Genomic DNA, 23,551 nt, shown 5'->3' on the forward strand with positions numbered 1-23,551 from the left:
ATGGATGCTTGGCCCCGTTGCCTGGAACGTCTGGAAGCCGAATTTCCAGCCGAGGACGTTCACACTTGGTTGAAACCGCTGCAAGCCGAACAGCGCCATGACAACAGCATGGTGCTGTACGCCCCGAACGCCTTCATCGTCGAGCAGGTGCGCGAGCGCTATCTGCCGCGTATCCGCGAACTGCTGACCTATTTCGCCGGCAGCGGCGAGGTGCTGCTGCAGGTCGGCTCGCGTCCGCGCGCGCCGGAACCGGCCGCCGCACCGCCCAGCGAAACCGCGGCGGCGCGGACCCCGGCGCCGCCGTTGCTGGAGCCGTTCGCCGGCAATCTCGATTCGCACTACACCTTCGCCAACTTCGTCGAAGGCCGCAGCAACCAGCTCGGCCTGGCCGCGGCGGTGCAGGCCGCGCAGAAGCCCGGCGACCGCGCGCACAACCCACTGCTGCTGTACGGCGGCACCGGCCTGGGCAAGACCCACCTGATGTTCGCCGCCGGCAACGCCATGCGCGAGCAGAACCCGAACGCACGGGTGATGTACCTGCGCTCGGAGCAGTTCTTCAGCGCGATGATCCGCGCGCTGCAGGACAAGACCATGGACCAGTTCAAGCGCCAGTTCCAGCAGGTGGACGCGCTGCTGATCGACGACATCCAGTTCTTCGCCGGCAAGGACCGCACCCAGGAAGAGTTCTTCCACACCTTCAACGCGCTGTTCGACGGCCGCCAGCAGATCATCCTGACCTGTGACCGCTACCCGCGCGAGGTCGAGGGCCTGGAGCCGCGGCTGAAGTCGCGCCTGGCCTGGGGCCTGTCGGTGGCGATCGATCCGCCCGATTTCGAGACCCGCGCGGCGATCGTGCTGGCCAAGGCGCGCGAGCGCGGCGCGGAGATCCCCGACGACGTGGCGTTCCTGATCGCAAAGAAGATGCGCTCGAACGTGCGCGATCTGGAAGGCGCGCTCAACACGCTGGCGGCGCGCGCCAACTTCACCGGCCGTGCGATCACCACCGAGTTTGCCCAGGAAACCCTGCGCGACCTGCTGCGCGCGCAGCAGCAGGCGATCGGCATCCCCAACATCCAGAAGACCGTGGCCGACTACTACGGCCTGCAGATCAAGGACCTGCTGTCCAAGCGCCGCACCCGTTCGCTGGCGCGGCCGCGGCAGGTGGCGATGGCGCTGACCAAGGAACTGACCGAACACAGCCTGCCGGAAATCGGCGACGCGTTCGCCGGGCGCGACCACACCACCGTGCTGCACGCCTGCCGCCAGATCAAGCATCTGATGGAGACCGACGGCAAGCTCCGCGAAGACTGGGACAAGCTGATCCGCAAGCTCAGCGAGTAGTGCGGTGGCCGGGGTAGCGGACGCCGGATAAATCGGTGCATGACTTCGCGACAAATCCGGGAGAAACTGTGGATAAAGCGCGACGCGGCGGCGACGGCAAAACTATCCACAGGTTTCCCCACCAGTTCCGGGACAGTAGTACACGGGATTGGGAGCGTTAAAAACTCTTTTTATTCAGTGGCTTGAGCTACATTTGCACCGAATTTCGCTCTACCATCACCACCAAGCTTTTGATTTATTCCACATCTTTTAAAGCATAGGGGCACGGAACCACATGCGTTTCACACTGCAGCGCGAAGCCTTCCTCAAGCCATTGGCGCAAGTCGTCAATGTGGTCGAACGCCGCCAGACCTTGCCGGTTCTGGCCAACTTCCTGGTGCAGGTGCAGGGCGGCCAGCTGTCGCTGACCGGTACCGATCTGGAAGTGGAAATGGTCTCGCGCATTGCGGTCGACGATGCCCAGGACGGCGAAACCACGATCCCGGCACGCAAGCTGTTCGAGATCGTGCGTGCCCTGCCCGACGGCAGCAAGGTCACCGTGTCCCAGTCCGGCGACAAGATCACCGTGCAGGCCGGGCGCAGCCGCTTCACCCTGGCTACGCTGCCGGCCAACGACTTCCCGTCCGTCGACGAAGTGGAAGCCACCGAACGCGTGGTGGTGCCGGAAGCGGCGTTGAAGGAACTGATCGAGCGCACTGCGTTCGCGATGGCGCAGCAGGACGTGCGTTATTACCTCAACGGCCTGCTGTTCGACCTGCGCGACCAGACCCTGCGCTGCGTGGCCACCGACGGCCACCGCCTGGCACTGTGCGAGACCGAGTTGGAGAACGCCGGCGGCGCCAAGCGCCAGATCATCGTGCCGCGCAAGGGCGTGACCGAGCTGCAGCGGCTGCTGGAAGGCGGCGAGCGCGAAGTCGAGCTGGAAGTCGGCCGTGCGCACGTGCGGGTCAAGCGCGACGATGTTACCTTCACCTCCAAGCTGATCGACGGCCGCTTCCCCGATTACGAAGCGGTGATCCCGATCGGGGCGGACCGCGAGGTCAAGCTGGATCGCGAAACCCTGCGCGCGGCGCTGCAGCGTGCGGCGATCCTGTCCAACGAGAAGTACCGCGGCGTGCGCGTGGAAGTCTCGCCGGGCCAGCTGAAGATCAGCGCGCACAACCCGGAGCAGGAAGAAGCGCAGGAAGAAGTGGAAGCGGACACCAAGGTCAGCGACCTGGCGATCGGCTTCAACGTGAACTACCTGCTCGATGCACTGTCTGCGCTGCGCGAGGAGTTCGTGGTGATCCAGCTGCGTGACGCCAACTCGTCGGCACTGGTGCGCGAGGCCAGCAGCGCCCGCTCGCGTCATGTGGTGATGCCGCTGCGTCTCTGATGTTCCGCGTTCGTGTTCCACGTGGAACACGTGCGAAAGCGACCCGGCCTTGTGCCGGGTTTTCTTTTTGGGGGTTGGACGATCGGTTTTATTCGCGCGCGCGCGACGCCTGGTGCGCGCTTCCGGGAATACGTTGCCCATCGAGGGACATGCGGCGATGAGCGTCTCTACCGCTGCGGCTGGCCAGATCGATGCTCCGTTGGGCGTCGTGCAGCCTGGTAGCGGTCCATCGCCCGTAGGACAGCATCCCAGCGGGAGCCACAGAATCCGCGTAGGACCTAACTTCGCTGGGACCGCCCTTCTGCTCTCCGGCTAGACCTGATCTGCGTAGTCCGCGGGTTGGCTCGCACGCGACGGCTCCATAGGTCCACTGAGACGGCACTCCGAGCCCTGACAGCGGAGGCTCACCGACACCCACAGACCATTTTGGGTATGCTGCCGCCCTGCCCCAATCCCGATCTGCGTGCGCCCGGTGCGAGCGCCTTCGCCTCTATCCCCGCATGCACGTCTCCCGTCTCGATTTCCATCACCTGCGCCGGTTCGCGACGCTCGAGCTGGCGCCCGCGCCCGGGCTGAACCTGATCACCGGCGACAACGGCGCCGGCAAGACCACCGTGCTCGAGGCGATGCACCTGATGGCCTACGGCCGCAGCTTCCGTGGCCGCGTGCGCGATGGCCTGGTTCGCCAAGGCCAGGAGGCGTTGGATGTCTTCGTCGAATGGCAGGAACACGCCGGTGACGCAGCTCCGACTCGTCGGCGTCGCGCCGGCCTGCGCCACAGCGGTCAGGAATGGCGTGGTCGCCTCGACGGCCAGGACGTCGCCCATCTCGGTACGCTGTGCGCCGCGCTGGCCGTGGTCACCTTCGAGCCAGGGAGCCATCTCCTGGTCAGCGGCGGCGGCGAGCCCCGGCGCCGCTTCGTCGACTGGGGCTTGTTCCACGTGGAACCTGATTTCCTGTCCTTGTGGCGACGCTATGCCCGCGCGCTCAAGCAGCGCAATGCCCTGCTCAGGAGCGGTGGCAGCGGCGCGGCGCTGGATGCCTGGGACCACGAGCTGGCCGAATCCGGTGAGCCGCTGACCTCGCGTCGCCAGGACTACCTGGACCGCCTGCTCCAGCGCCTGCTCGCCCTCGCCCCGGATCTGGCGCCGGCGCTGGGTATCTCACATTTGCAGTTCGCGCCCGGCTGGAGACGCCAGGAGGTGTCGCTGGCCGACGCGCTGCTGCTCAACCGCGAGCGCGACCGTCAGCTTGGCTATACCTCGGCCGGTCCGCACCGGGCCGACTGGAGCCTCAGCTTCGCCGAGATTCCCGGCCGCGACGCGCTCTCCCGCGGCCAGGCCAAGCTCACTGCCCTGGCCTGCCTGCTGGCCCAGGCCGAGGACTATGCCGAGCAGCGCGGCGAGTGGCCAGTGATCGCCCTGGACGATCTGGCCTCGGAACTGGACCGCCACCATCAGGCACGCGTGCTGGAGCGGCTGCGTGCCGGGCCGGCCCAGGTCTTCGTCACCGCCACCGAAACCCCGAAGGCGCTGGCCGATGCCGGCCTGCCGATCGCGCGGTTCCACGTGGAACATGGGCAGATCCTGGCCGTCTCCTAGGCTGCCACGGGTCCGGCGGCCCGGGCTGCTATAATTCCCGCCAATCCCCTATCCAGCGGCGCGAACCGGCCCCCGCCTGTCTTCGCCGCCTCGTGGAGCCTACGGCACCCGCATGACCGACGAACAGAACACCCCGCCCAGCAACGGCAACTACGACGCCAACAGCATTACCGCCCTGGAAGGGCTGGAGGCGGTCCGCAAGCGGCCCGGCATGTACATCGGCGACGTCCATGACGGCACCGGCCTGCATCACATGGTGTTCGAGGTTGTCGACAACTCCATCGACGAAGCCCTGGCCGGGCACGCGGACCACGTCGCGGTGACCATTCACGCCGATGGTTCGGTCTCGGTATCTGACAACGGCCGCGGTATCCCGGTCGGCAAGCACGCGCAGATGAGCGCCAAGCTCGGCCGCGAGGTCTCGGCTGCCGAAGTGGTGATGACCGTGCTGCACGCCGGCGGCAAGTTCGACGACAACAGCTACAAGGTGTCCGGCGGCCTGCACGGCGTAGGCGTCAGCGTGGTCAACGCGCTGTCGGAGAAGCTGCTGCTGGACGTGTTCCAGGGCGGTTTCCACTACCAGCAGGAATTCAGCAATGGCGCGGCCGTCGCACCGCTGGTCAAGCTGGGCGAGACCACCAAGCGCGGCACCACCGTGCGCTTCTGGCCGTCGGTGGTGGCCTTCCACAACAACGTGGAATTCCACTACGACATCCTGGCGCGCCGCCTGCGCGAGCTGTCCTTCCTTAATTCCGGGGTCAAGATCGTGCTCGCCGACGAGCGCGGCGAGGGCCGGCGCGACGATTTCCACTACGAGGGCGGCATCCGCAGCTTCGTCGAGCACCTGGCGCAGCTGAAGACCCCGCTGCATCCGAACGTGATCTCGGTCACCGGCGAGCACAACGGCATCACCGTGGACGTGGCGCTGCAGTGGACCGACTCCTACCAGGAGACGATGTACTGCTTCACCAACAACATCCCGCAGAAGGACGGCGGCACCCACCTGGCCGGCTTCCGCGGCGCACTGACCCGCGTGCTCAACACCTACATCGAGCAGAACGGCATCGCCAAGCAGGCCAAGATCAACCTGACCGGCGACGACATGCGCGAAGGCATGATCGCGGTGCTGTCGGTGAAGGTGCCGGACCCGAGCTTCTCCAGCCAGACCAAGGAAAAGCTGGTCAGCTCCGACGTGCGCCCGGCGGTGGAGAACGCCTTCGGCGCGCGCCTGGAAGAATTCCTGCAGGAAAACCCCAACGAGGCCAAGGCGATCGCCGGCAAGATCGTCGATGCCGCCCGCGCTCGCGAAGCCGCGCGCAAGGCAAGAGACCTGACCCGTCGCAAGGGCGCGCTGGACATCGCCGGCCTGCCCGGCAAGCTGGCCGACTGCCAGGAAAAGGATCCGGCGCTGTCGGAGCTGTTCATCGTCGAGGGTGACTCGGCAGGCGGTTCGGCCAAGCAGGGCCGCAACCGCAAGAACCAGGCGGTGCTGCCGCTGCGCGGCAAGATCCTCAACGTCGAGCGCGCGCGCTTCGACCGCATGCTGTCCTCCGACCAGGTCGGCACGCTGATCACCGCGCTGGGTACCGGCATCGGCCGCGACGAGTACAACCCGGACAAGCTGCGCTACCACCGCATCATCATCATGACCGACGCCGACGTCGACGGCGCGCACATCCGCACCCTGCTGCTGACCTTCTTCTACCGGCAGATGCCGGAGCTGATCGAGCGCGGCTACGTCTACATCGGCCTGCCGCCGCTGTACCGGCTCAAGCAGGGCAAGCAGGAGCTGTACCTGAAGGACGACAACGCGCTCAACGCCTACCTGGCCAGCAGCGCGGTCGAAGGCGCGGCGCTGGTCCCGGCCAGCAACGAGCCGCCGATCACCGGCGCGGCGCTGGAGAAGCTGCTGCTGCTGTTCGCCAGCGCCAACGAGGCGGTGGCGCGCAATGCGCACCGCTACGACCCGGCGCTGCTGAGCGCGCTGATCGACCTGCCGCCGCTGGACGTCGCCCAGCTGGAGAGCGAGGGCGAAGCGCATCCGAGCCTGGACGCGCTGCAGGCGGTGCTCAACCGCGGCAGCCTGGGCTCGGCGCGCTACGCGCTGTCCTTCGAGCGCGGCAGCGAGCAGAAGCCGGCGATGTTGAAGGTGATCCGTCGCCACATGGGCGAAGAGCTCACCAGCTGGGTGCCGATGGCCGCCTTCGAGAGCGGCGAGCTGCGGGCCTTGCGCGAGGTCGCGCTGGCGCTGAACGGGCTGGTGCGCGAGGGCGCGCAGATCGTGCGCGGCAACAAGACCCAGGCCATCAGCAGCTTCGCCCAGGCGCACGCCTGGCTGTTCGAGGAGGCCAAGAAGGGCCGACAGATCCAGCGCTTCAAGGGCCTGGGCGAAATGAACGCCGAGCAGCTGTGGGAGACCACGGTGAACCCGGACACGCGCCGCCTGTTGCAGGTGCGCATCGAGGACGCGGTCGCCGCCGACCAGATCTTCAGCACCCTGATGGGCGATGTGGTCGAGCCGCGCCGCGACTTCATCGAAGAGAACGCGCTGAAGGTCGCCAACCTCGACATCTGACCGTGGCGGTGCCCGTCCCCGGCCTGCGCCGGGGCGCGCGTCCCGCTGCGCCTTCCGCCCGCTTCCGTCCAGGACCGCGATGACCGCACCGCCGTTGCCCGCCACCCCGCTGCCGTTGCCGTCCGCGCCGCCGGCCCGCCCGCGCCGGCCGATCCTCGGGTTCTTCCTCGACGTGCTGCTGGCAGCGGTGGTGCTGCTGGCGGTGAGCGTGCTGAGCGGCCTGGTCTGGGGCGTGATCCGCGGCTTCCAACTGGCGATGGAATTGAAGGCGCACGGCATCCCCGCCGATCGTCTGGCATCGGTGGTGGCGCAGCGGGTCGGCCAGCCGGGCGCGCTGGCGCAACTGCTGATCGCCCTGGTCAGCACGCTCTCCGCGGCGCTCTTGCTGTACTTCCTGCGCCGCCCGGCCAGCGCCGCCGAGCGGCGTGCCTCGCGGCAGGCGGCGCGCACGCCGTCGACCTGGGGCTGGGTGCTGCTGGTCGCGGTCGGGGTGTTCGTCGGCAGCGCGGCGATTTCCGCGCTGGCGGCGCAGGTCGGCATCAAGCCGGTGCCGACCAACCTGCCGTTGATGCAGGACGCGATGGCGCAGATGCCGCTGTTCCTGATCGTGTTCGCCGTGGTGATCGCCCCGGCCTACGAGGAACTGCTGTTCCGCCGCGTGCTGTTCGGGCGGCTGTGGGACGCAGGCCGGCCGCGGTTGGGCATGCTGCTCAGCGGCGCCGCCTTCGCCCTGGTGCACGAAGTACCGGGGACCACCGGCAACAGCCTGGCCGCGACCGCGCAACTGTGGCTGGTCTACGGCGGCATGGGCGCGGCGTTCGCCTGGCTGTACAAGCGCACCGGCACCTTGTGGGCGTCGATCGCCGCGCATGGCCTCAACAACGCCATCGCGGTCGCCGGGCTGTACTGGTTTGGCGCAACCTGAAGGTTTGTTTGACGAAATGTTAAGACACGGCCCTCCACACTGCGACGCGTGTCAGGAGGGGGGACCGTATGAAGCAAGTGGTACTTGGCGCGTCGCTCGCGATGCTGCTGGCAGCGTGTGCGACGACGACATCGCCAACCGGGCGCACCCAGGTCGTCGGCGGCATCTCGCAACAACAACTCGACCAGATGGGCGCGCAGGCGTTCGCCGAGGCCAAGGCCAAGGAACAGCTGGATACCGATCCCAAGCGCAACGCCTACGTGCGCTGCGTGGTCAACGCGCTGGTCGCGCAGTTGCCCGACCAATGGCGCGGCACCGGCTGGGAAACCGCGCTGTTCAACGACAAGGAACCCAACGCCTTCGCCCTGCCCGGCGGCAAGGTCGGGGTCAACAGCGGCATCTTCAGCGTGGCCAAGAACCAGGACCAGCTCGCCGCCGTGCTCGGCCACGAGATCGGCCACGTCATCTCGCGTCATCACGAAGAACGCATCACCCGCCAACTCGGGGCGCAGGCAGGCCTGAGCGTGATCGGCGCGCTGGCTGGCGCCCGCTATGGCCAGGGCGCGGCCGATACCGTCGGCCAGGTCGGCGGCATGACCGCGCAGACGCTGTTCCTGCTGCCCGGCTCGCGCCAGCAGGAAGCCGAAGCCGACGTCGTCGGCCAGCGCCTGATGGCGCAGGCCGGTTTCGACCCGGCGCAGGCGGTGGAACTGTGGAAGAACATGATGGCCGCCGGCGGCGACCGTCCGCCGCAGTGGCTGTCCACCCACCCCGATCCCAGTGCCCGCATCGGCGAGCTGCAGCGCGACGTCGCCGCGCTGGAACCGGTGTATGCGCAGGCGCGCAGTGCCGGCAGGACGCCCAAGTGCGGCTGAGCCTGGCGTCGTCCCTGCGCCGGCCGCCGGCACTGTCACAGAAAACGCATCCAAAAACGTTTTCACGGCGTACAGGTTTCTGATAGGTTTGCTGGCTCGGCCGAGGAATGGCCGCTCCGTCTTCCGTGCCGCTCCGGGCGGTATCCACCGAGGTGACCCATGAAATTCCGCATTCGCAAGCAAGCGTTGTTGTCCCTGGTGATCGCCGCCGCCCTCGGTGGCGCGGTGGTGACCGATGCCGCTGCGCAGAGCGATCGCACCGACCACCGTTCCTCGCGCAATGCCAAGAGCGAGAAGGCGGCGGTGCTGTTCCCCAATGCCGAGCGCAAGGAGCCCAACGGCAAGCCGTCGTCCAAGCTCGGCAGCAAGCTGCAGAAGCTGATCGACACCTACAACAAGGGCGAGGACTACGCGTCGGTGCGCAGCCAGGCCGATGAGATCCTGGGCAACAGCGGCGCCAACGAGTACGACAAGTCGGTCGCCGCGCAGCTGGCCGCGCAGGCCGCCTACAACCTCGACGACAGCAAGGCCGCGCAGGCGTACCTGAAGCAGGCAATCCAGTTCAACGGCCTGGACAACAACGGCCACTACCAGTCGATGCTGATGCTGGCGCAGCTGCAGCTGCAGGACGACCAGACCGCCGAAGGCCTGGCCACGCTGGACAAGTTCCTCGCCGAAACCAAGTCGACCCGCCCGGAAGACCTGATCCTCAAAGGCCAGGCCCTGTACCAGGCGCAGCGCTACCAGGAAGCGATCCCGGCGCTGAAGCAGGCCATCGCCGCGTCGCCGGAACCGAAGGACAGCTGGAACCAGCTGCTGATGGCGTCCTACGCCGAGGCCGGCCAGACCGGCGAGGCGGTCAAGGCCGCCGAGGCGCTGGCGGCCAAGTCGCCCAACGACAAGAAGGCCCAGCTCAACCTGGCCAGCATGTACATGCAGGCCGACCAGATGGACAAGGCCGCGGCGGTGATGGACAAGCTGCGTACCTCCGGTCAGTTGACCGACGAGAAGGAATACAAGCAGCTGTATTCGATCTACGCCAACACCGACGGCCATGAGAAGGACGTCATCGCGGTCATCAACGAAGGCATGCAGAAGGGCATTCTGAAGCCGGACTACCAGACCTACCTGGCGCTGGCGCAGTCGTACTACTACACCGACCAGCTGCCGCAGGCGATCGAGAACTGGCAGAAGGCCGCGCCGCTGTCCAAGGACGGCGAAACCTACCTCAACCTGGCCAAGGTGCTGCATTCGGAAGGCCGCGTGGCCGAGGCCAAGCAGGCGGCGCAGCAGGCGCTGGCCAAGGGCGTCAAAAAGCCGGAAGACGCCAAGAAGATCATCAACCTGAAGTAGCACGCAAAAAAAGCCCCCGATTACCAGTGCTGAAAGTAGTGCAGGTAACAGGGATTGGTATAAGCTTGGAGGTTCCTGCGGTGTCATCGCCGCGTGAACTTGGGTCCCGCTCCACCGCGGGATCCGCCCCCCTTTAATCGAGTCATTGGCGCATGACGGAACAACTGGTCATCCATCGGCATTACGACAAAGATGACGCCTCCGGCCTCAGCTGGCCGCGCATCATCGGTATTGCCTTCGTAATCGCGCTGCACCTTGCAGCGCTGATGTTGCTGCTGATTCCGGCCGTTGCGCCCAAGGCGGTGGCGGAGAAGGAACGCAACATCATGGTCACCCTGGTGGACGCACCGCCGCCGCCTCCCCCGCCGCCGCCGCCGCCGCCGAAGCCGCCGGAAACTCCGCCGCCGCCGGTGAAGAACCTGGCGCCGCCGAAGCCGACGCCGCGCGACACGGACATCGCCACGCCGCCGTCGCCGCCCGCGCCGCCGGCCGCACCCTCCGACATCAGCGCTAGCGTCGATATCTCGTCGAAGAACATGAACCCGCCGAAGTACCCGCCGGCTGCATTCCGGTCGGGCGCACAGGGCGAGGTGATCCTGATCATCGACGTCGACGCCAGTGGTAACGTCACGAACGTTGCCGTCGAGAAATCCAGCCGCAACCGCGACCTGGACCGCGCCGCCATGGAAGCAGCGCGCAAGTGGCGGTTCAATGCCGCTGTCGTCAATGGACAGAAGACCGCCGGCCGCGTCCGCGTCCCGGTCAACTTCGCGCTGAACTGATACAAAGGTTGCGCGGACCGGCGCACCGCCGGTCCGCAAGCCCTGTCTACTCTTTGCACCACCCTCATCACCACCACACACAACAAAGGTAAGCGTCATGCTGCAGGAAATTTTCATCGCCGCTGCTGCGGGGGGCAACAACGCATCGAACGCCCTGTCGCAGATGGGCTTCGAGCACCTGATCACCGAAATGACCTCCAAGCCGGGTGACTTCGCCGTCTCCTGGGTGGTGCTCATCACCCTGATCATCATGTCCGCCTCGTCCTGGTACTGGACGATCATCAACATCTTCCGCGCCACCCGTCTGAAGAGCCAGGCCGACCGCGTCACCAGCCTGTTCTGGGACACCCCGAACGCCCAGGACGCCATCCGTGCGATGGAAGAGCAGCCGGCCTCCGAGCCGTTCTCGAAGATCGCCCTGGACGCCGCGCAGGCCGCCGCGCACCACCAGCGCGCCGAAGCCGGCACCGGCACCGGCCTGGGCGAGACCCTGAGCCGTTCGGAGTTCGTCGATCGCGCCCTGCGTCAGGCCGTGACCCGCGAAAGCACCAAGCTGCAGTCGGGCATGACCCTGCTGGCGACCGTCGGTGCGACCGCGCCGTTCGTCGGTCTGCTGGGTACCGTGTGGGGCATCTACGGCGCGCTGATCAAGATCGGTGCCACCGGTTCGGCCTCGATCGACGCCGTCGCCGGCCCGGTCGGTGAAGCGCTGATCATGACCGCGATCGGTCTGTTCGTCGCGATCCCGGCCGTGTTCGCCTTCAACTTCTTCAGCAAGGTCAACAGCTCGGTGATCGCCAAGTTCGACACCTTCGCTCACGACCTGCACGACTTCTTCGCCACCGGTTCGCGCGTTCGCTGATCCCGGCTAAGTCGTCCACGCAACGTTAACGGAGCCCGTTATGGCTTTCAGTAGTGGTAACAGCGGCGGCCCCATGGCCGACATCAACGTCACGCCCCTCGTGGACGTGATGCTGGTGCTGCTGATCATCTTCATCATCACGGCACCGCTGATGTCCCACAAGGTCAAGGTGGAGCTGCCCCAAGCCAACTTGAAGCAGGATCCGGACAAGGACGACAAGCGTTCGAATCCGATCACCCTGGCGGTCAAGGAGGATGGGTCGCTGTACTGGAACGATGAGCCGATCTCCAAGGAAGCCCTGGAGTCGCGCTTCTCGACCGCTGCACAGCAGACCCCGCAGCCGCCGCTCAACCTGCGTGGCGACCGCACCACCAAGATGCGCACGATCAACGAGATCACCAAGATCGCGCAGAGTCAGGGCATGCTGGACGTCGGCTTCGTTGCGACCAAAGAGAAGGGGAACTGAGCCATGGCGTTCAGCTCAGGAGGCGGCCGTGGTCCCATGGCCGACATCAACGTCACGCCGCTGGTCGACGTGATGCTGGTGCTGTTGATCATCTTCATCGTGACCGCGCCGATCATGACGTACCCGATCGACGTGGATCTGCCGCAGCGGGTCATCAACCCGCCGCCGCAGTTGCGCGATCCGCCGCCGCCGATCGATCTGCGGATCGATGCGTCGAACCAGGTGTTCTGGAACAACAGCCCGGTAGCGGTGACTGCGCTTCCGCAGATGATGGAAAACGAAGTCCAGCGCGATCCGACCAACCAGCCGGAACTGCGCATCGATGCCAATCCGGATTCCGAGTACGAAGTGATGGCCAAGGTGCTGGCCGCCGCCAAGAACTCGGACATGAAGAAGATCGGCTTCGTGCAGCAATAAGCTTCACCGCAATCCGTTTCACCGCAACACCTCAGTCATGACGCGACTGCAAACGCCACCGGCAACGGTGGCGTTTTTTATGCGCGTGGTGGGGGGCCGACTGCCCTGCCCATTCCGCCAGCGTCGGCCTGCGGCCGAGCGCGTCGCAGGGCGCGCCGCCTGCCTCGCTGGACGCGGTTCGCGCTCGGCCGACTCTCGGCCCAAGCGGCCGAGAAGCGCACCGAGCGCCTCTACGCGCTGGGGCGTGCGCGTGCTGGCAGTGGCCAAGTTCATACCCGGCCTGTCGATGGTGACCGTTCTCCGCCCGGGCCGCGCCGCCCCTCGCCGCCCCTCGCACACCGCTGCGTTGCGGGTGTAGGCTGGTGACGCGACACCACACCCACAGGAGGCTGGCCATGGCGTTCAGTGCTGCAGGGAATCGGGGACCGCTGGCGGAGATCAATGTCACCCCGCTGGTCGATGTGATGCTGGTGCTGTTGATCATCTTCATCGTCACCGCGCCGATGCTGACGCGCACGATCACCATGGACCTGCCGCAACGAACGTCGGCGCCGTCCACGCCTTTGCCGCCGCCCGACCCGATCCAGTTGCGCCTGGATGCCAGCGGCCAGTTGTTCTGGAACGCCGCGCCGCTGCCCTTGCGCGATCTGCAGCCGCGTCTGCAGGAGGCCATGGCGCAAGCCGCCGGCAATCCGCCCGAGCTGCGCATCGATGCCAGCCCGGATGCGGAATACGCGTCGATGGCCAAGGTGCTGGCGGCCGCGAAGAACGCCGACGTCCAACGCATCGGCTTCGTGCAGGCGCACTAGCGAGCGATACGGTAACGCGCGTCGCAGCGATGCTGGCGCGCGTGTTGTGGTGTGCTTGGCACGCTCTGGCCGCCTCCCTGCACCTCGAAGCACGTGAATCGCGGACCTTGTGTTGCGATCGCCCCGTGCGGCCGCGCTCAGGGCAGCGAAGCCAGGGTCCGGCGGCTACCGGTTCGCCGCCAGCACCGCCAGATACGCCTTCACCGTGGCGTCGAGCCCGGCGTACAGGGCCTCGCCGATCAATGCATGGCCGATCGAGACTTCCAGCACCTGCGGCACGTTCGCCAGGAACGCGCCGAGGTTGGCCTGGGCCAGGTCGTGGCCGGCGTTGACGCCCAGCCCGGCGGCTTGCGCACGGCGTGCGGCGGCCGCGAACGGCGCCGCCGCGGCGCTGTCGCCCTCGTCCCACGCGGCGGCATAGGGACCGGTGTACAGCTCGATGCGATCCGCGCCGAGTTCGGCCGCTACCGCCAGGTCGGGATTGTCGGCATCGACGAACAGGCTGACCCGGCAGCCCAGCGCCTTCAGCTCGGCGATCAGCGGTCGCAGGCGGTCGCTGTCGCGGCCGAAATCGAAGCCATGGTCGGAGGTGAGTTGGCCGTCGCCGTCGGGCACCAGCGTGGCCTGCGCCGGGCGGGTCTGCGCGCACAGCGCGATCAGCCCCGGATAGCCGGGCCGCGGCGGCGCGAACGGGTTGCCTTCGATATTGAATTCGACGCCGCGGTCGCGGGTGAGCACGGACAGCGCCAGCACGTCCTCGGCATGGATGTGGCGCCGGTCCGGGCGTGGGTGCACAGTGATGCCGTGCGCACCGGCGTCCAGACAGGCGCGCGCGGCCTCGAGCACGCTGGGCAGGTCGCCGCCGCGCGAATTGCGCAGCACCGCGATCTTGTTGACGTTGACGCTGAGCTTGGTCATCGCCGGCGTGTCGGTTACGGCGCCGCGGCGTCGTCGCTGGCGGCGGCCGCGGCGCGGCGCGCCTCGGCCTGCTCGCGCAGGCGGCGCAGTTCGGCCGGGTCGATCATCGGCATCGCGTCGCGCTGGCTGGCGTCGCCGATCTTGGCCACGTACCAGCCGCGCGCCCAGCCCAGCAGGAACGCCAGCGCAGCCAGCAGGCTCACCACCAGCAACCACATGTGCGGCGTCGTGAACGCCAGAACGAAAGCACCCAGCGCGAGCGGCAGAAAGAGCCAGTACATGACGATCTCCCCAAGGATGGCGCAGTGTAGCGCCGCCGGGCATGCAGGTTCCACGTGGTGCGCGGCCGGCGCAGGTCCGGCTGGCGGGGCGCCGCGACCAAGGGCACCTCCAATCACGACGCAAGCCCCACTGCAGGAGCGGCTTCAGCCGCGAGCGGCGTTACCGGGACATCCCCGTCGCGGCCGAGCCGCTCCCATGAGGGTGTCACGCTGTGTCCGGTTGCGCCATGGTGAAGCGCGTTGTCGGAGATGCGCTACAGCAGCGGCGAGGTCAGCCGCGCCACCGCCTCGGGCAGCCGGTAGCGCCACAGCGAGCGCTTGCGGTCGTCGCGCACGCGCACCGCATCGGCCATCTCACCTTCCAGCAGTTCGGCCAGCTGCTTGGTCAGCCCGCGGTCGCGGAACAGCGTGGCGACCTCGAAATTGAGCCGGAAACTGCGGTTGTCGAAGTTGGCGCTGCCGACCAGGCACAGGTCCTCGTCGGTGATCAGCGCCTTGGTGTGCAGCATGCGCGGGCCGTATTCGTAGATCCGCACGCCAGCCTGCAGCAGTTCGTCGAAGTACGAGCGCGCGGCCAGCGTCACCAGCCGCGAGTCGCTGCGCTTGGGCACCAGCAGGCGCACGTCCAGCCCACCCAGCGCCGCCGAGGTCAGCGCCATGCGCGCGGCCTCTCCCGGCACGAAATACGGCGTGACCAGCCACACCCGCCGCTGCGCCTCGTAGATCGAGGCGACCTGCAGGCGGTGGATACTCTCCCAGGACGAATCCGGCCCCGACACCAGCACCTGCGCCTGGATGCTGCCGGCATCGCGGCTGGGCATGTCGCTGGGCCAGATCCGCGCCATGTCGAAGGCGTCGCGGCCCTGGCGGGTGGCGTACAGCCAGTCCTCCACGAACACCAGCTGCAGGCTGCGCACCACGTGGCCTTCGCAGCGCAGGTGCAGGTCGCGGTAGGCATCGCCGCGCAGCGCCTCGTTCTCCTCGTCGGTGACGTTGATGCCGCCGGTGAAGGCGATGCGGCCATCGATCACCACGATCTTGCGGTGGGTGCGCAGGTTGACCCAGGGCCGCTTGAACTTGAACGGCCGCAGCAACTGGGTGGGATGGAACCAGGCGACCTCGGCGCCGGCCTCCAGCAGCGGCCGCAGGAAGCGCTTGCGCACCTGTGAGGAGCCGACCGCATCCAGCAGCAGGCGCACCCGCACGCCCGCGCGGGCGCGCTCGACCAGCGCGTCGCGGATGCGCGTGCCGGTGCGGTCGGGATTGAAGATGTAGTACTCCAGGTGCACGTGATGCTGTGCGGCGCCGATGTCGCGCACGATCGCGTCGTAGGTGGCGGCGCCGTCGACCAGCCACTGCACCGCAGTGGCCGAACTCGGCGCCAGGCCGGTGGTGGCCTGGGCGATCTTGGCCAGTTCGGTGCAGTCGGCATCCGGCGGGCACACGCTGCTGTAGTGCTCCATGCCCGAGCGCGAACGGCCGCGGCGCAGGCGCTGCCGCTTCACCTTCTGCGGGCCCAGCAGGTAGTAGATGACGAAGCCCAGGTAGGGCAAGGTGGCCAGCGACAGCACCCAGCTCAGCGTCGCCGCCGGCTCGCGCTTCTGCAGCACGATCCAGCCGCTCAGCCACAGGATGTACAGCAGGTAGGCGGCGGTGAGGTAGGCGCCGATGTGGGGGATGCCGGTCAGCCGGTCCCAGGTGTTCTGCAGAGTCGCGATCACGAGCATCGGCGGATTCTAGAGGGTGGCGCGGAGGTTGCGGCGAAGGCGATGTCGGCCCGGCACCTTGGCGACGGGCCGGATCGCGCGGGTTTGCTGACTGACGTGCTGGCAGCCATCGGCTCTGCGACCCTTCGCTGCACTGCGGGTGTATGACAGCAGGCGTTCGCGGCAACCGGGTGACGCCAAGGCGTCGGCGTTCGCGTGCGCCCGCGACGAGGCCCCGGTTCGGCGAATAGCAGCGTCATCGCCGAAGAGCGACATGCCGCCGGCCTGCCGTGGAACGTCGATCTGCGCCGCCGTGCGCAACGGACGGAGGTGCGCCACGCTGACTGCGTCGCCTGAAAGATTCAGCGCCGCCGCCGGTGCCGTCGCATCCGCCGAGACGGCTGCCGCGTAGCCTATGCCGATGAGCACCGCCATCAAGGGCCGCGGCGCCGGCAGCCACCTGCCGGGCCGTTTCGAACGGACCGTCAGCCAGGCCGAGGACGACGGCTGGCATCCCGACGACAGTGAGGAATTCGCCGCCCCGCGCCTGCGCACGCAGGTGAGCGAGGAGACCGCGCGCAGCATCATCAGCCGCAACCAGTCGCCGGACGTGGGGTTCGCGCAGTCGGTCAATCCGTACCGCGGCTGCGAGCACGGTATGGTCGCGTGGTAGATGTTCAGAAAAATAGACCAAGCGCATAGGTAGTTGCGTCTAAAAACAAAACATACTCCAGTGCGAAGCATGGCAGCTGACGGCTATCGAGCCCGCGTACGCCATGGCGTACCACGGGCTCCTGGTACATCGTCCCGAGCAGCGAAGCCGCTGCCCGCTGGCTTCCATTTTCTTGTCTCGGAGCCGACCGGAAAGATGGTGCAGCCGTGCTTCGACCATCTGGTCACCAAGCACTTGGTCGGCCGAAAAGAGCATCGGCTTAAGGGCAGCGCGAAGTCATCCGAAGCAGCCGCCTATGACCTAGCGGACTACCACAACTATCTGGATGCTCGCGGCCTACAGGTTGCTGACTCCTCTCCTGATGTTCTGATCGACTACTTGGAGTCCATGGCTGGGCAAATCTCGCCAGCGACCGAACGCGCCTACTCTCCGGCCACCGTCTCTAGACGACGAGCAAGCGTGGTCTCGTTCTTGGAGTATTGCCAGGACTCGGGACTGCTGAAGCATCGCTTCGGCCGCTCGACCATGACGACGCGAACAGGAACACGAGAGGTATTCGCAGGCAACATCGGTGTCATACGAGGTGCTCCCCAGGATCGCCTGGTGCGTGCGCTAGATCCAAGGGTGATCAGCGCGCTCTTCGACACTTTAGGACCCACGCCAGTGGTTGAGGACGCCAACCGCGGGTTGCAGCCCGCTCAGGAACTCTCTTCTCTCAGGCTAATGGCGGAGGTGTGCTTGCACACCGGACTACGGCGTCAGGAGGTCTGTGATCTGCGATTGGACTCAATCCAACTAGCCGACCTTAAAAACCGAGATCCATTCACACACGTCGCAATTCGCGTTATCGGGAAAGGTAACAAAAAGCGGGATGTGCCGTTCCCTGTTTGGCTGATAAACGTACTTCGAGAGTACGCCAGAACCATCAGGAAGCCACTCATGAACGAGGCTTTGCGATCTGGTTGGATTGAGTCCGAACATGGCCACCTGTTTCTTCTAGGTGGAAAAAGGGCGAACAGTCGCGCTAGGCCCGCGTCAGTAAGAAAATTCAGTTGCCAGATGGCATCCGCCCGGCGGCATCTCTTAGGACGCCTGCTTTCCGAAAATTCAGATAAAGACGCCATCGAGCGTGTGCAACGAGCGGCGATCACCATCCATGCCCTGCGCCACACGTTCGCCTTGACGACATTCATTCATCGACGCAACGGTGGAGACTCGGACCCCTCCAAGTATGTCCAAGCCGTGCTTGGGCACAGTAACAGGGAAACAACCGAGCAAATGTATTTGCAGTGCTCGCATATCTATGAGAGCGAGCTCTCGGAATCGCACTCGATACAGCTACGAGAGCTCGTACCAAGCATTTTTTAGCAGCCCGAGTGAGAGGTTCCAATGCCTAAGAAGGGTGCGGCAGCCACGCGGTTCCATGGGCAGCAAGATGAAGCCGAGCAGCCCCACCAGCGGTGGAAGATCCACCACGACAAGGGCGCATTGGAAGTAGAGTTCAAGGATCCAGGGCTGGAAATCAACCAGAAGCTTGTGCTCACACAGTGGCTTGCGGTTGGCCTGATCGCCGTCGAGTTGGCCAAAGCGTTTGCTGCTTGCTCTTATTCCCAGAAACGCACAACCGGTAAAGGAAAAGCAGGGCAATTCAGGGATGGCTTTATTGCCTTCCTTTTGTCAACTGGGAAGAAGATCGACCACCTCGATCTTCTTCCGGAAAGAGTCCTCCAGGATTTTTTGGCCTGGCTTAAGGATCCGGAACTAGCTCGAAGAAGGCCGTATACACAGCTAGGCTATTGGAGCGCGGCGAAATCTACTTTTGCATCTTTGAACGAAAGAACTGGCTCTAAAAAATCAAAAATAGAAATTCCAAAAAAACCGTTCGCAGGAGTGAAGATACAACCAGCACCGCAACAGGATATCGATTTAGAGGGCTACATTGCTGTCATCGAGCATGCTGCGAAGGACGCGAGGAGGACCATGGAGTGCCTATGGCCCAAACTTCTGAAGCTCCATCAATTAGTGCAAAACTACAAACTGGATAGGAGCAAGAACAGGAGTGACGAACTAGCACCCATCGCAAGAGCGGTCGTGCAATACGGCAAGGGGCAGCTCCTCCCGGCAAGAGTGGAACTGCAGCAACTTGATCCTCAACTCTTCAAGCTAATCGAAGGAATCGGCTACACAGACGCTGCAAAAATTGTGCATCCACAGATGAATGACTGGCCGCCATTCTTCTACCTAATGGCAGCCCACACGGGCTTCAATCAGCAACCTCTATCTTGGCTGCGACGTCCCCCCAGTTTTGAGTAGCACGGCGATTTGGAGTCCAATCCCCAACGAGACGGAGATTGGACGTGAAGAAGCGCTTTTCCGAAGAGCAGATCATCGGCTTTCTGCGTGAGGCCGAAGCCGGCGTGGCGGTGAAGGACCTGTGCCGGCGGCACGGGTTCAGCGAGGCGTCCTACTACCTGTGGCGCAGCAAGTTCGGCGGCATGAGCGTGCCGGAGGCCAAGCGGCTCAAGGAGCTGGAGGCGGAGAACACGCGGCTGAAGAAGCTGCTGGCCGAGCAGCTGTTCGAGAACGACGTCATCAAGGATGCCCTGCGAAAAAAGTGGTGACCGCACCGGCGCGCAGGATGCTGGTGCGGCAGCTGATGGAGCGCGGGCTCACGGAGCGACGGGCTCTGGCCGTGGTGCGGATGAGCGCCAGCGCGCTGCGCTACGTCCCGCGTCCGGATCGCAACGTCGAGCTGCGCGAGCGGATCCTGGCGCTGGCGCAGCGGCACAAGCGCTACGGCGTCGGGATGATCTATCTGAAACTGCGGCAGGAGCAGTGGCCGGTGAACTACAAGCGGGTGGAACGGCTGTATCAGGAGGCCAGGTTGCAGGTGCGCCGGCGCAAGCGGAAGAAGGTGCTGCTGGGCGAGCGCCAGCCGTTGCTTCGGCCTGAAGCCGCCAACCAGGTCTGGTCGATGGACTTCGTGTTCGACCGCACCGCCGAGGGCCGGGTGCTCAAGGCCCTGACCATCGTCGACGATGCCACGCACGAGGCAGTGGCGATCGAGGTGGAGCGGGCCATCTCTGGTCACGGCGTGGCCCGGGTGCTGGATCGGCTGGCGCTGACACGGGGTCTGCCGCAGGTGATCCGCACCGACAACGGCAAGGAGTTCTGCGGCAAGACGATGGTGACGTGGGCCCACGAGCGCGGTGTGCAGCTGCGCTTGATCCAGCCAGGCAAGCCGAACCAGAACGCCTACATCGAGAGCTTCAACGGCCGCCTGCGCGACGAATGCCTCAACGAGCACTGGTTCCCGACGCTGCTGCACGCCCGCACCGAGATCGAGACCTGGCGACGGGAATACAACGAGGAGCGACCGAAGAAGATCTTGGGCGGCCTGCCCCCGGCCGCCTATGCCCAACAGCTAGCAGCCAAAGCCGCTACGATGAAACCCGGACTCTAAAGAGCCCCGCTACTGAAAGCGGGGGGACGTCGGGGGCTCACCAAAATGAGCTAATGAAATGGCATTCCGAGCAGATGAAGCGGCGCGGGAAGAGTACGAAAGCGCCTTTGAGTACCTGATCACTCGTTGCAAGGGCTTGACTGCGGATGAGCGTCAGCGAAGCATCGATCGTTTGATGGACATTGTCGACGAACTAGGACCAGTAATTCGCTCCTATCCAACTTGGCACCCGCTCGTTAGCAACTACCACGTGGGTAGCCATCCGGTGACCTACCCTAGCCGTGACTGTGGCTACATGGGGTTAGACCACACGGTCACATTCCAGAACGGATTCATCACCTGTCCTTACGACGATGGGCAACGAGTTATAGATTCTGTAAAAAGTCTTCCTAGTCACCGGGTTGCGTCCGTCACTGCGGAGCGCTTGGATGTGAAGTTCTATAATACTCAGGCAACGGCAATACTCGTTCGCTGCCACTGGGATAAGAGCACTGGCGGTGCGGCCACGATTCCTTTGTCGATCGCGTTACCCCTTCTCCTCGAGAAGGAGCTTGCGGCGTGGGAACGTGCCGAGGTTGCTGAGACTTGGGAGAGTATGCGTCCTTACTTCCTTGGCCGGCCCCATGGCAGCCGTTCGTCCTTGTTCGTCGACCAAGAGGCAGGGCAGAAGATGAAGGCAATTTGGAACCTACTAATCAATACAGGCATGTATGGTCCAATCTACGTGGGCCCGTGAAACTAAAAACGATGAATCATTTTGCGTGTTGATGTTTTTCGGATAGCCTTGCTCGCGTCTTGTCGGTTTTCGATTACGTACTATTGGCAAGCAACATTTACGTTCTATCGGGCAGCTGCGATTGCTCAGATCATTAGGGACAGTGGATTTTTCTCTATTAATGGGCAAGCAAGCGCATTTGTTAGAAGTGTCAAGATAAGCGGCCTTGATTGCTTTATGGCGACGCGGCCAATCTACACCGCGGATTTAGTAGGTTGAGTTACCTCTTTAGCCTCTTCTTCTTGGAGACTCTACGACGCTCGGATGCGGCCTTGGATGTGGCTGACCTCATCTCGCGTTGAAATAACTCTGCCATAGCTGCCGTCTGATCATAGATCCCTGGCTTGCCTCCTCTTAACTTCTTGAATATCCTTTCAATTGTAGGGGAGATTCCAAGTTTTCGATGTAACACAAAATAGCGCACTTGCTTTGCAGCAACATAGGAGGAGAAGCCTGCGAATAAAATGCAAAACTGGATCCAGAGAGAAGCGCTGGCCGGAAATTCACCTGAATATATGTGGATCAGAGACCAGCTAGAGGCGATTAGCAATGTCACAGATGGCATCATGAGGGCCAAGCGCCAAGCTAAGCGAAGTTTAAGAATTCCTACAGGATCTTTGGTTTTCGCCAGGGAATCAATCGCATATATGAATAAAGGTATTCCCAGGCAGGCAACATCTATGTTGGAGAAAGAATAGCTGGGTTTAGCTAAGCTGAAAACGACGACGAGGATCGCCGCAAAAGTAAGAAGTGCAAGAAGATCTGTATGGAGCTCTTGATAGAATTTTCTGAGAAATTCATTGTTCTTTCGATAATGAGAACTCAGTAGGTCGATCAAGTAGATTGTGGAAACGCCCCAAAATAAATTCATAAGGGCGACAGATGTAACTGCAATGGACAGCGGCCATCCATGACTTAGCAAGTATGGGACCATAGCAATCCAGCCCCATAGTAATGACCCGGTCACAACGAGTAGAAGAATTATATGCACGTTAGAGTTCCGAATACTTCTATTACAAGCGGCAGCTTCCGTTAAAACTTGAGCTGCCCGTGCGTGTCACGTTTTCTGGGGAGAGGTAGTCCTTGCCGCCTGCTATGAGTAACACCGCTGACGATCCTTCTGCCGCGCCGGCATGCTCGGCTTGCCCTCCGTAAAGGTGGTGGATTTCGTTTAGCGGTGAAGTCGCATTTCCTCTACTGTATCCTTGAGTGGCCGCCTACGGCTCCATCTAGGGCGGATCAGTGACGCGAGACGATCACCAAAGCGCTGCGCAAGCGCATAGCGCCCGCTGCGGTCGATCTCTTCTGGGTGTAAATTGGAGTTAGCCTGTCAGAATTTTCCTACTGCATACGGCAGCCTCAACTGGCATTCTATACACCCGAGTGTGTGATAGCCGCTGCTTGGTAGTGTCCTCGTTATTGTTATTGAAGTGATCCCATGACTTACACCCAGAGACCTGAAAAGGGCAAATTTTATCTCCTCGATCCAGACATCCGCGGTGGCGGCCCTGGAACCGACGTTGAGATTTCCAACGAAGACGCCCTTCTGACACCTCCACGTCTGATTATTAGGCCCGTGGATGGCGGATTTCCTGCACTGGCGGAAACGCCCATTCTGGCTCATGCACGCAATTCCAAAAGGCGTCCTCGCGATCTCGAAGGAGGATTCAGCGGCTACTGGCTGGTATCGGAGCGACTCAAGCGCGTTTTCGAAGCGGTAGATGCCGATGGCTTCGCATTTGCCCCGTGTGATTACGTATTGCCAGACGGCTCGAAGGGGCCGCAGCACTATCTGTGTGACGTGGTTCGGACAATTTTTGCACTGGACAAATCAAGATCAGATTTTCAAACGAGAATTGCACGAGATCACGCCTCAAACCAAGACGTGGAGATCATCACTTTTTCAGGAGGCGCAAAGCTATGTTTCAAAGAGGAATTGATCGGGGATTCCCATGTCTTCAGGATGGGGGAAAAGCCATCTAGTGTGATCTGTGATCGCACGATGTATGAAGCGATACGGGGCGCGGGAATCGGAGTGAAACCTAGCTCCGATGGTCTGTGGTGGAAGGATGCCTCAGATTTTTAGTGGTTTGGATTTTCTGCGATATGCCAAATCGGAACTTCTGACGTGGCTAAGAACGACAAGCCGGTTTTTCAGGGTCATCACCTTATCGAGCAGCAAGCATTCCGAGAGAGCGCTTTGCTCAAGAAGCTCTCGAAGTTTGGCCTTTTCGATCTAAATGGTGATGTTAATCTGCTGAACCTTCCTGCTGACAAACAGTTGGCCTTGCAGCTTGACGTCTCCCCTCACAATGGAGGTCCTCTCAGCCAGTATTCCGACGGCCTCAAGCAAG

At 63.8% G+C, this 23,551-nt stretch carries 22 protein-coding genes and 1 pseudogene; 18 read left to right on the forward strand and 5 right to left on the reverse strand.

Annotation, left to right across the window (positions count from 1 at the left end):
- The 12 genes from dnaA (at position 1) to AC1G9L_RS00060 (ending at position 13,381) form a co-directional block, all read left to right on the forward strand.
- Positions 1 to 1,341 (forward strand): chromosomal replication initiator protein DnaA, encoded by a 1,341-nt coding sequence (dnaA, locus tag AC1G9L_RS00005; protein WP_026144198.1) that lies wholly within the window; start codon positions 1 to 3, stop codon positions 1,339 to 1,341.
- Positions 1,342 to 1,615: 274 nt separating this feature from the next.
- Complete coding sequence (gene dnaN, locus AC1G9L_RS00010) at positions 1,616 to 2,716, forward strand: DNA polymerase III subunit beta (protein WP_010340416.1); 1,101 nt, start codon at positions 1,616 to 1,618, stop codon at positions 2,714 to 2,716.
- Positions 2,717 to 3,216: 500 nt separating this feature from the next.
- Entirely contained in the window at positions 3,217 to 4,317 is a 1,101-nt protein-coding gene (gene recF / locus AC1G9L_RS00015; RefSeq protein WP_019800417.1) for a DNA replication/repair protein RecF, read from the forward strand.
- A 112-nt stretch (positions 4,318 to 4,429) separates the two neighbouring features.
- Positions 4,430 to 6,892 (forward strand): DNA topoisomerase (ATP-hydrolyzing) subunit B, encoded by a 2,463-nt coding sequence (gene gyrB / locus AC1G9L_RS00020; protein WP_019800416.1) that lies wholly within the window; start codon positions 4,430 to 4,432, stop codon positions 6,890 to 6,892.
- Between the two features lie 79 nt (positions 6,893 to 6,971).
- Positions 6,972 to 7,817 carry a CPBP family intramembrane glutamic endopeptidase gene (locus tag AC1G9L_RS00025; protein ID WP_481069907.1) on the forward strand — a complete coding sequence of 282 codons (846 nt, stop codon included), beginning with the start codon at positions 6,972 to 6,974 and terminating at the stop codon, positions 7,815 to 7,817.
- Between the two features lie 68 nt (positions 7,818 to 7,885).
- A complete protein-coding gene (locus AC1G9L_RS00030; RefSeq protein ID WP_209245578.1) occupies positions 7,886 to 8,692 on the forward strand; it encodes a M48 family metallopeptidase in 807 nt (268 codons plus the stop codon).
- Between the two features lie 159 nt (positions 8,693 to 8,851).
- On the forward strand, positions 8,852 to 10,045 hold the full coding sequence (locus AC1G9L_RS00035) for a tetratricopeptide repeat protein (protein WP_019800189.1): 1,194 nt from the start codon (positions 8,852 to 8,854) through the stop codon (positions 10,043 to 10,045).
- A 152-nt stretch (positions 10,046 to 10,197) separates the two neighbouring features.
- The gene (locus AC1G9L_RS00040) at positions 10,198 to 10,827 is read left to right on the forward strand and encodes an energy transducer TonB (RefSeq protein ID WP_481069908.1); all 630 of its coding nucleotides are present in this window, start codon (positions 10,198 to 10,200) and stop codon (positions 10,825 to 10,827) included.
- A 97-nt stretch (positions 10,828 to 10,924) separates the two neighbouring features.
- Complete coding sequence (gene exbB, locus AC1G9L_RS00045) at positions 10,925 to 11,689, forward strand: TonB-system energizer ExbB (RefSeq protein ID WP_010340667.1); 765 nt, start codon at positions 10,925 to 10,927, stop codon at positions 11,687 to 11,689.
- A 40-nt stretch (positions 11,690 to 11,729) separates the two neighbouring features.
- The gene (locus AC1G9L_RS00050; RefSeq protein ID WP_010340666.1) at positions 11,730 to 12,155 is read left to right on the forward strand and encodes an ExbD/TolR family protein; all 426 of its coding nucleotides are present in this window, start codon (positions 11,730 to 11,732) and stop codon (positions 12,153 to 12,155) included.
- Positions 12,156 to 12,158: 3 nt separating this feature from the next.
- Positions 12,159 to 12,572 (forward strand): ExbD/TolR family protein, encoded by a 414-nt coding sequence (locus AC1G9L_RS00055; RefSeq protein WP_026143210.1) that lies wholly within the window; start codon positions 12,159 to 12,161, stop codon positions 12,570 to 12,572.
- Between the two features lie 395 nt (positions 12,573 to 12,967).
- On the forward strand, positions 12,968 to 13,381 hold the full coding sequence (locus AC1G9L_RS00060; RefSeq protein WP_019799468.1) for an ExbD/TolR family protein: 414 nt from the start codon (positions 12,968 to 12,970) through the stop codon (positions 13,379 to 13,381).
- Between the two features lie 165 nt (positions 13,382 to 13,546).
- On the opposite strand, the gene AC1G9L_RS00065 is transcribed toward AC1G9L_RS00060, so the two are convergent.
- The 4 genes from AC1G9L_RS00065 to AC1G9L_RS00080 all read right to left on the reverse strand — a co-directional run bounded on the left by AC1G9L_RS00065 (position 13,547) and on the right by AC1G9L_RS00080 (position 16,721).
- Positions 13,547 to 14,299 carry a pyridoxine 5'-phosphate synthase gene (locus AC1G9L_RS00065; RefSeq protein WP_481069909.1) on the reverse strand — a complete coding sequence of 251 codons (753 nt, stop codon included), beginning with the start codon at positions 14,297 to 14,299 and terminating at the stop codon, positions 13,547 to 13,549.
- 14 nt (positions 14,300 to 14,313) lie between these two features.
- A complete protein-coding gene (locus AC1G9L_RS00070) occupies positions 14,314 to 14,580 on the reverse strand; it encodes a hypothetical protein (protein WP_048491179.1) in 267 nt (88 codons plus the stop codon).
- Between the two features lie 254 nt (positions 14,581 to 14,834).
- Entirely contained in the window at positions 14,835 to 16,307 is a 1,473-nt protein-coding gene (cls, locus tag AC1G9L_RS00075) for a cardiolipin synthase (protein ID WP_019799852.1), read from the reverse strand.
- Positions 16,308 to 16,316: 9 nt separating this feature from the next.
- A complete protein-coding gene (locus tag AC1G9L_RS00080; RefSeq protein ID WP_481069910.1) occupies positions 16,317 to 16,721 on the reverse strand; it encodes a hypothetical protein in 405 nt (134 codons plus the stop codon).
- Here AC1G9L_RS00080 and AC1G9L_RS00085 point away from each other — a divergent pair.
- The 5 genes and pseudogenes from AC1G9L_RS00085 to AC1G9L_RS00105 all read left to right on the forward strand — a co-directional run.
- A pseudogene (locus AC1G9L_RS00085) lies at positions 16,708 to 16,944 on the forward strand (PA0069 family radical SAM protein); the annotation flags it as partial. The gene AC1G9L_RS00080 and the pseudogene AC1G9L_RS00085 overlap by 14 nt on opposite strands.
- A gap of 738 nt (positions 16,945 to 17,682) precedes the next feature.
- The gene (locus tag AC1G9L_RS00090; RefSeq protein ID WP_481071216.1) at positions 17,683 to 18,327 is read left to right on the forward strand and encodes a tyrosine-type recombinase/integrase; all 645 of its coding nucleotides are present in this window, start codon (positions 17,683 to 17,685) and stop codon (positions 18,325 to 18,327) included.
- Positions 18,328 to 18,348: 21 nt separating this feature from the next.
- Positions 18,349 to 19,272: a hypothetical protein gene (locus tag AC1G9L_RS00095; protein ID WP_481069911.1), complete on the forward strand. Its 924-nt coding sequence runs from the start codon at positions 18,349 to 18,351 to the stop codon at positions 19,270 to 19,272.
- Between the two features lie 44 nt (positions 19,273 to 19,316).
- Positions 19,317 to 20,422, forward strand: a protein-coding gene (locus AC1G9L_RS00100) for an IS3 family transposase (RefSeq protein WP_481069175.1) whose coding sequence is annotated in 2 segments (ribosomal slippage) — positions 19,317 to 19,575 and positions 19,575 to 20,422 — 1,107 coding nt in all. Because the reading frame shifts where the segments join, the coding sequence is not laid out codon by codon here.
- A gap of 58 nt (positions 20,423 to 20,480) precedes the next feature.
- Positions 20,481 to 21,158, forward strand: coding sequence for a hypothetical protein (locus AC1G9L_RS00105; protein ID WP_481069912.1), 678 nt, complete (start codon positions 20,481 to 20,483; stop codon positions 21,156 to 21,158).
- Between the two features lie 259 nt (positions 21,159 to 21,417).
- On the opposite strand, the gene AC1G9L_RS00110 is transcribed toward AC1G9L_RS00105, so the two are convergent.
- Complete coding sequence (locus AC1G9L_RS00110) at positions 21,418 to 22,035, reverse strand: hypothetical protein (protein WP_481069913.1); 618 nt, start codon at positions 22,033 to 22,035, stop codon at positions 21,418 to 21,420.
- 600 nt (positions 22,036 to 22,635) lie between these two features.
- Here AC1G9L_RS00110 and AC1G9L_RS00115 point away from each other — a divergent pair.
- Positions 22,636 to 23,283 (forward strand): DUF1629 domain-containing protein, encoded by a 648-nt coding sequence (locus AC1G9L_RS00115; protein WP_481069914.1) that lies wholly within the window; start codon positions 22,636 to 22,638, stop codon positions 23,281 to 23,283.
- The last annotated feature ends 268 nt before the right edge of the window (positions 23,284 to 23,551 follow it).

This window comes from Xanthomonas sp. NCPPB 1132, assembly GCF_056629235.1.

Bases quoted from the DNA above. Each gene is read 5' to 3' on its own strand.
- dnaA (WP_026144198.1), top strand. From the start codon at position 1: ATGGATGCTTGGCCCCGTTGCCTGGAACGTCTGGAAGCCGAATTTCCA.
- AC1G9L_RS00095 (WP_481069911.1), top strand. From the start codon at position 18,349: ATGCCTAAGAAGGGTGCGGCAGCCACGCGGTTCCATGGGCAGCAAGAT.
- AC1G9L_RS00070 (WP_048491179.1), bottom strand. From the start codon at position 14,580: ATGTACTGGCTCTTTCTGCCGCTCGCGCTGGGTGCTTTCGTTCTGGCG.
- AC1G9L_RS00080 (WP_481069910.1), bottom strand. From the start codon at position 16,721: ATGGCGGTGCTCATCGGCATAGGCTACGCGGCAGCCGTCTCGGCGGAT.
- dnaN (WP_010340416.1), top strand. From the start codon at position 1,616: ATGCGTTTCACACTGCAGCGCGAAGCCTTCCTCAAGCCATTGGCGCAA.
- AC1G9L_RS00035 (WP_019800189.1), top strand. From the start codon at position 8,852: ATGAAATTCCGCATTCGCAAGCAAGCGTTGTTGTCCCTGGTGATCGCC.
- AC1G9L_RS00025 (WP_481069907.1), top strand. From the start codon at position 6,972: ATGACCGCACCGCCGTTGCCCGCCACCCCGCTGCCGTTGCCGTCCGCG.
- exbB (WP_010340667.1), top strand. From the start codon at position 10,925: ATGCTGCAGGAAATTTTCATCGCCGCTGCTGCGGGGGGCAACAACGCA.
- recF (WP_019800417.1), top strand. From the start codon at position 3,217: ATGCACGTCTCCCGTCTCGATTTCCATCACCTGCGCCGGTTCGCGACG.
- AC1G9L_RS00040 (WP_481069908.1), top strand. From the start codon at position 10,198: ATGACGGAACAACTGGTCATCCATCGGCATTACGACAAAGATGACGCC.
- AC1G9L_RS00030 (WP_209245578.1), top strand. From the start codon at position 7,886: ATGAAGCAAGTGGTACTTGGCGCGTCGCTCGCGATGCTGCTGGCAGCG.
- AC1G9L_RS00055 (WP_026143210.1), top strand. From the start codon at position 12,159: ATGGCGTTCAGCTCAGGAGGCGGCCGTGGTCCCATGGCCGACATCAAC.
- cls (WP_019799852.1), bottom strand. From the start codon at position 16,307: ATGCTCGTGATCGCGACTCTGCAGAACACCTGGGACCGGCTGACCGGC.
- gyrB (WP_019800416.1), top strand. From the start codon at position 4,430: ATGACCGACGAACAGAACACCCCGCCCAGCAACGGCAACTACGACGCC.
- AC1G9L_RS00065 (WP_481069909.1), bottom strand. From the start codon at position 14,299: ATGACCAAGCTCAGCGTCAACGTCAACAAGATCGCGGTGCTGCGCAAT.
- AC1G9L_RS00060 (WP_019799468.1), top strand. From the start codon at position 12,968: ATGGCGTTCAGTGCTGCAGGGAATCGGGGACCGCTGGCGGAGATCAAT.
- AC1G9L_RS00105 (WP_481069912.1), top strand. From the start codon at position 20,481: ATGGCATTCCGAGCAGATGAAGCGGCGCGGGAAGAGTACGAAAGCGCC.
- AC1G9L_RS00050 (WP_010340666.1), top strand. From the start codon at position 11,730: ATGGCTTTCAGTAGTGGTAACAGCGGCGGCCCCATGGCCGACATCAAC.
- AC1G9L_RS00115 (WP_481069914.1), top strand. From the start codon at position 22,636: ATGACTTACACCCAGAGACCTGAAAAGGGCAAATTTTATCTCCTCGAT.
- AC1G9L_RS00090 (WP_481071216.1), top strand. From the start codon at position 17,683: ATGGCGGAGGTGTGCTTGCACACCGGACTACGGCGTCAGGAGGTCTGT.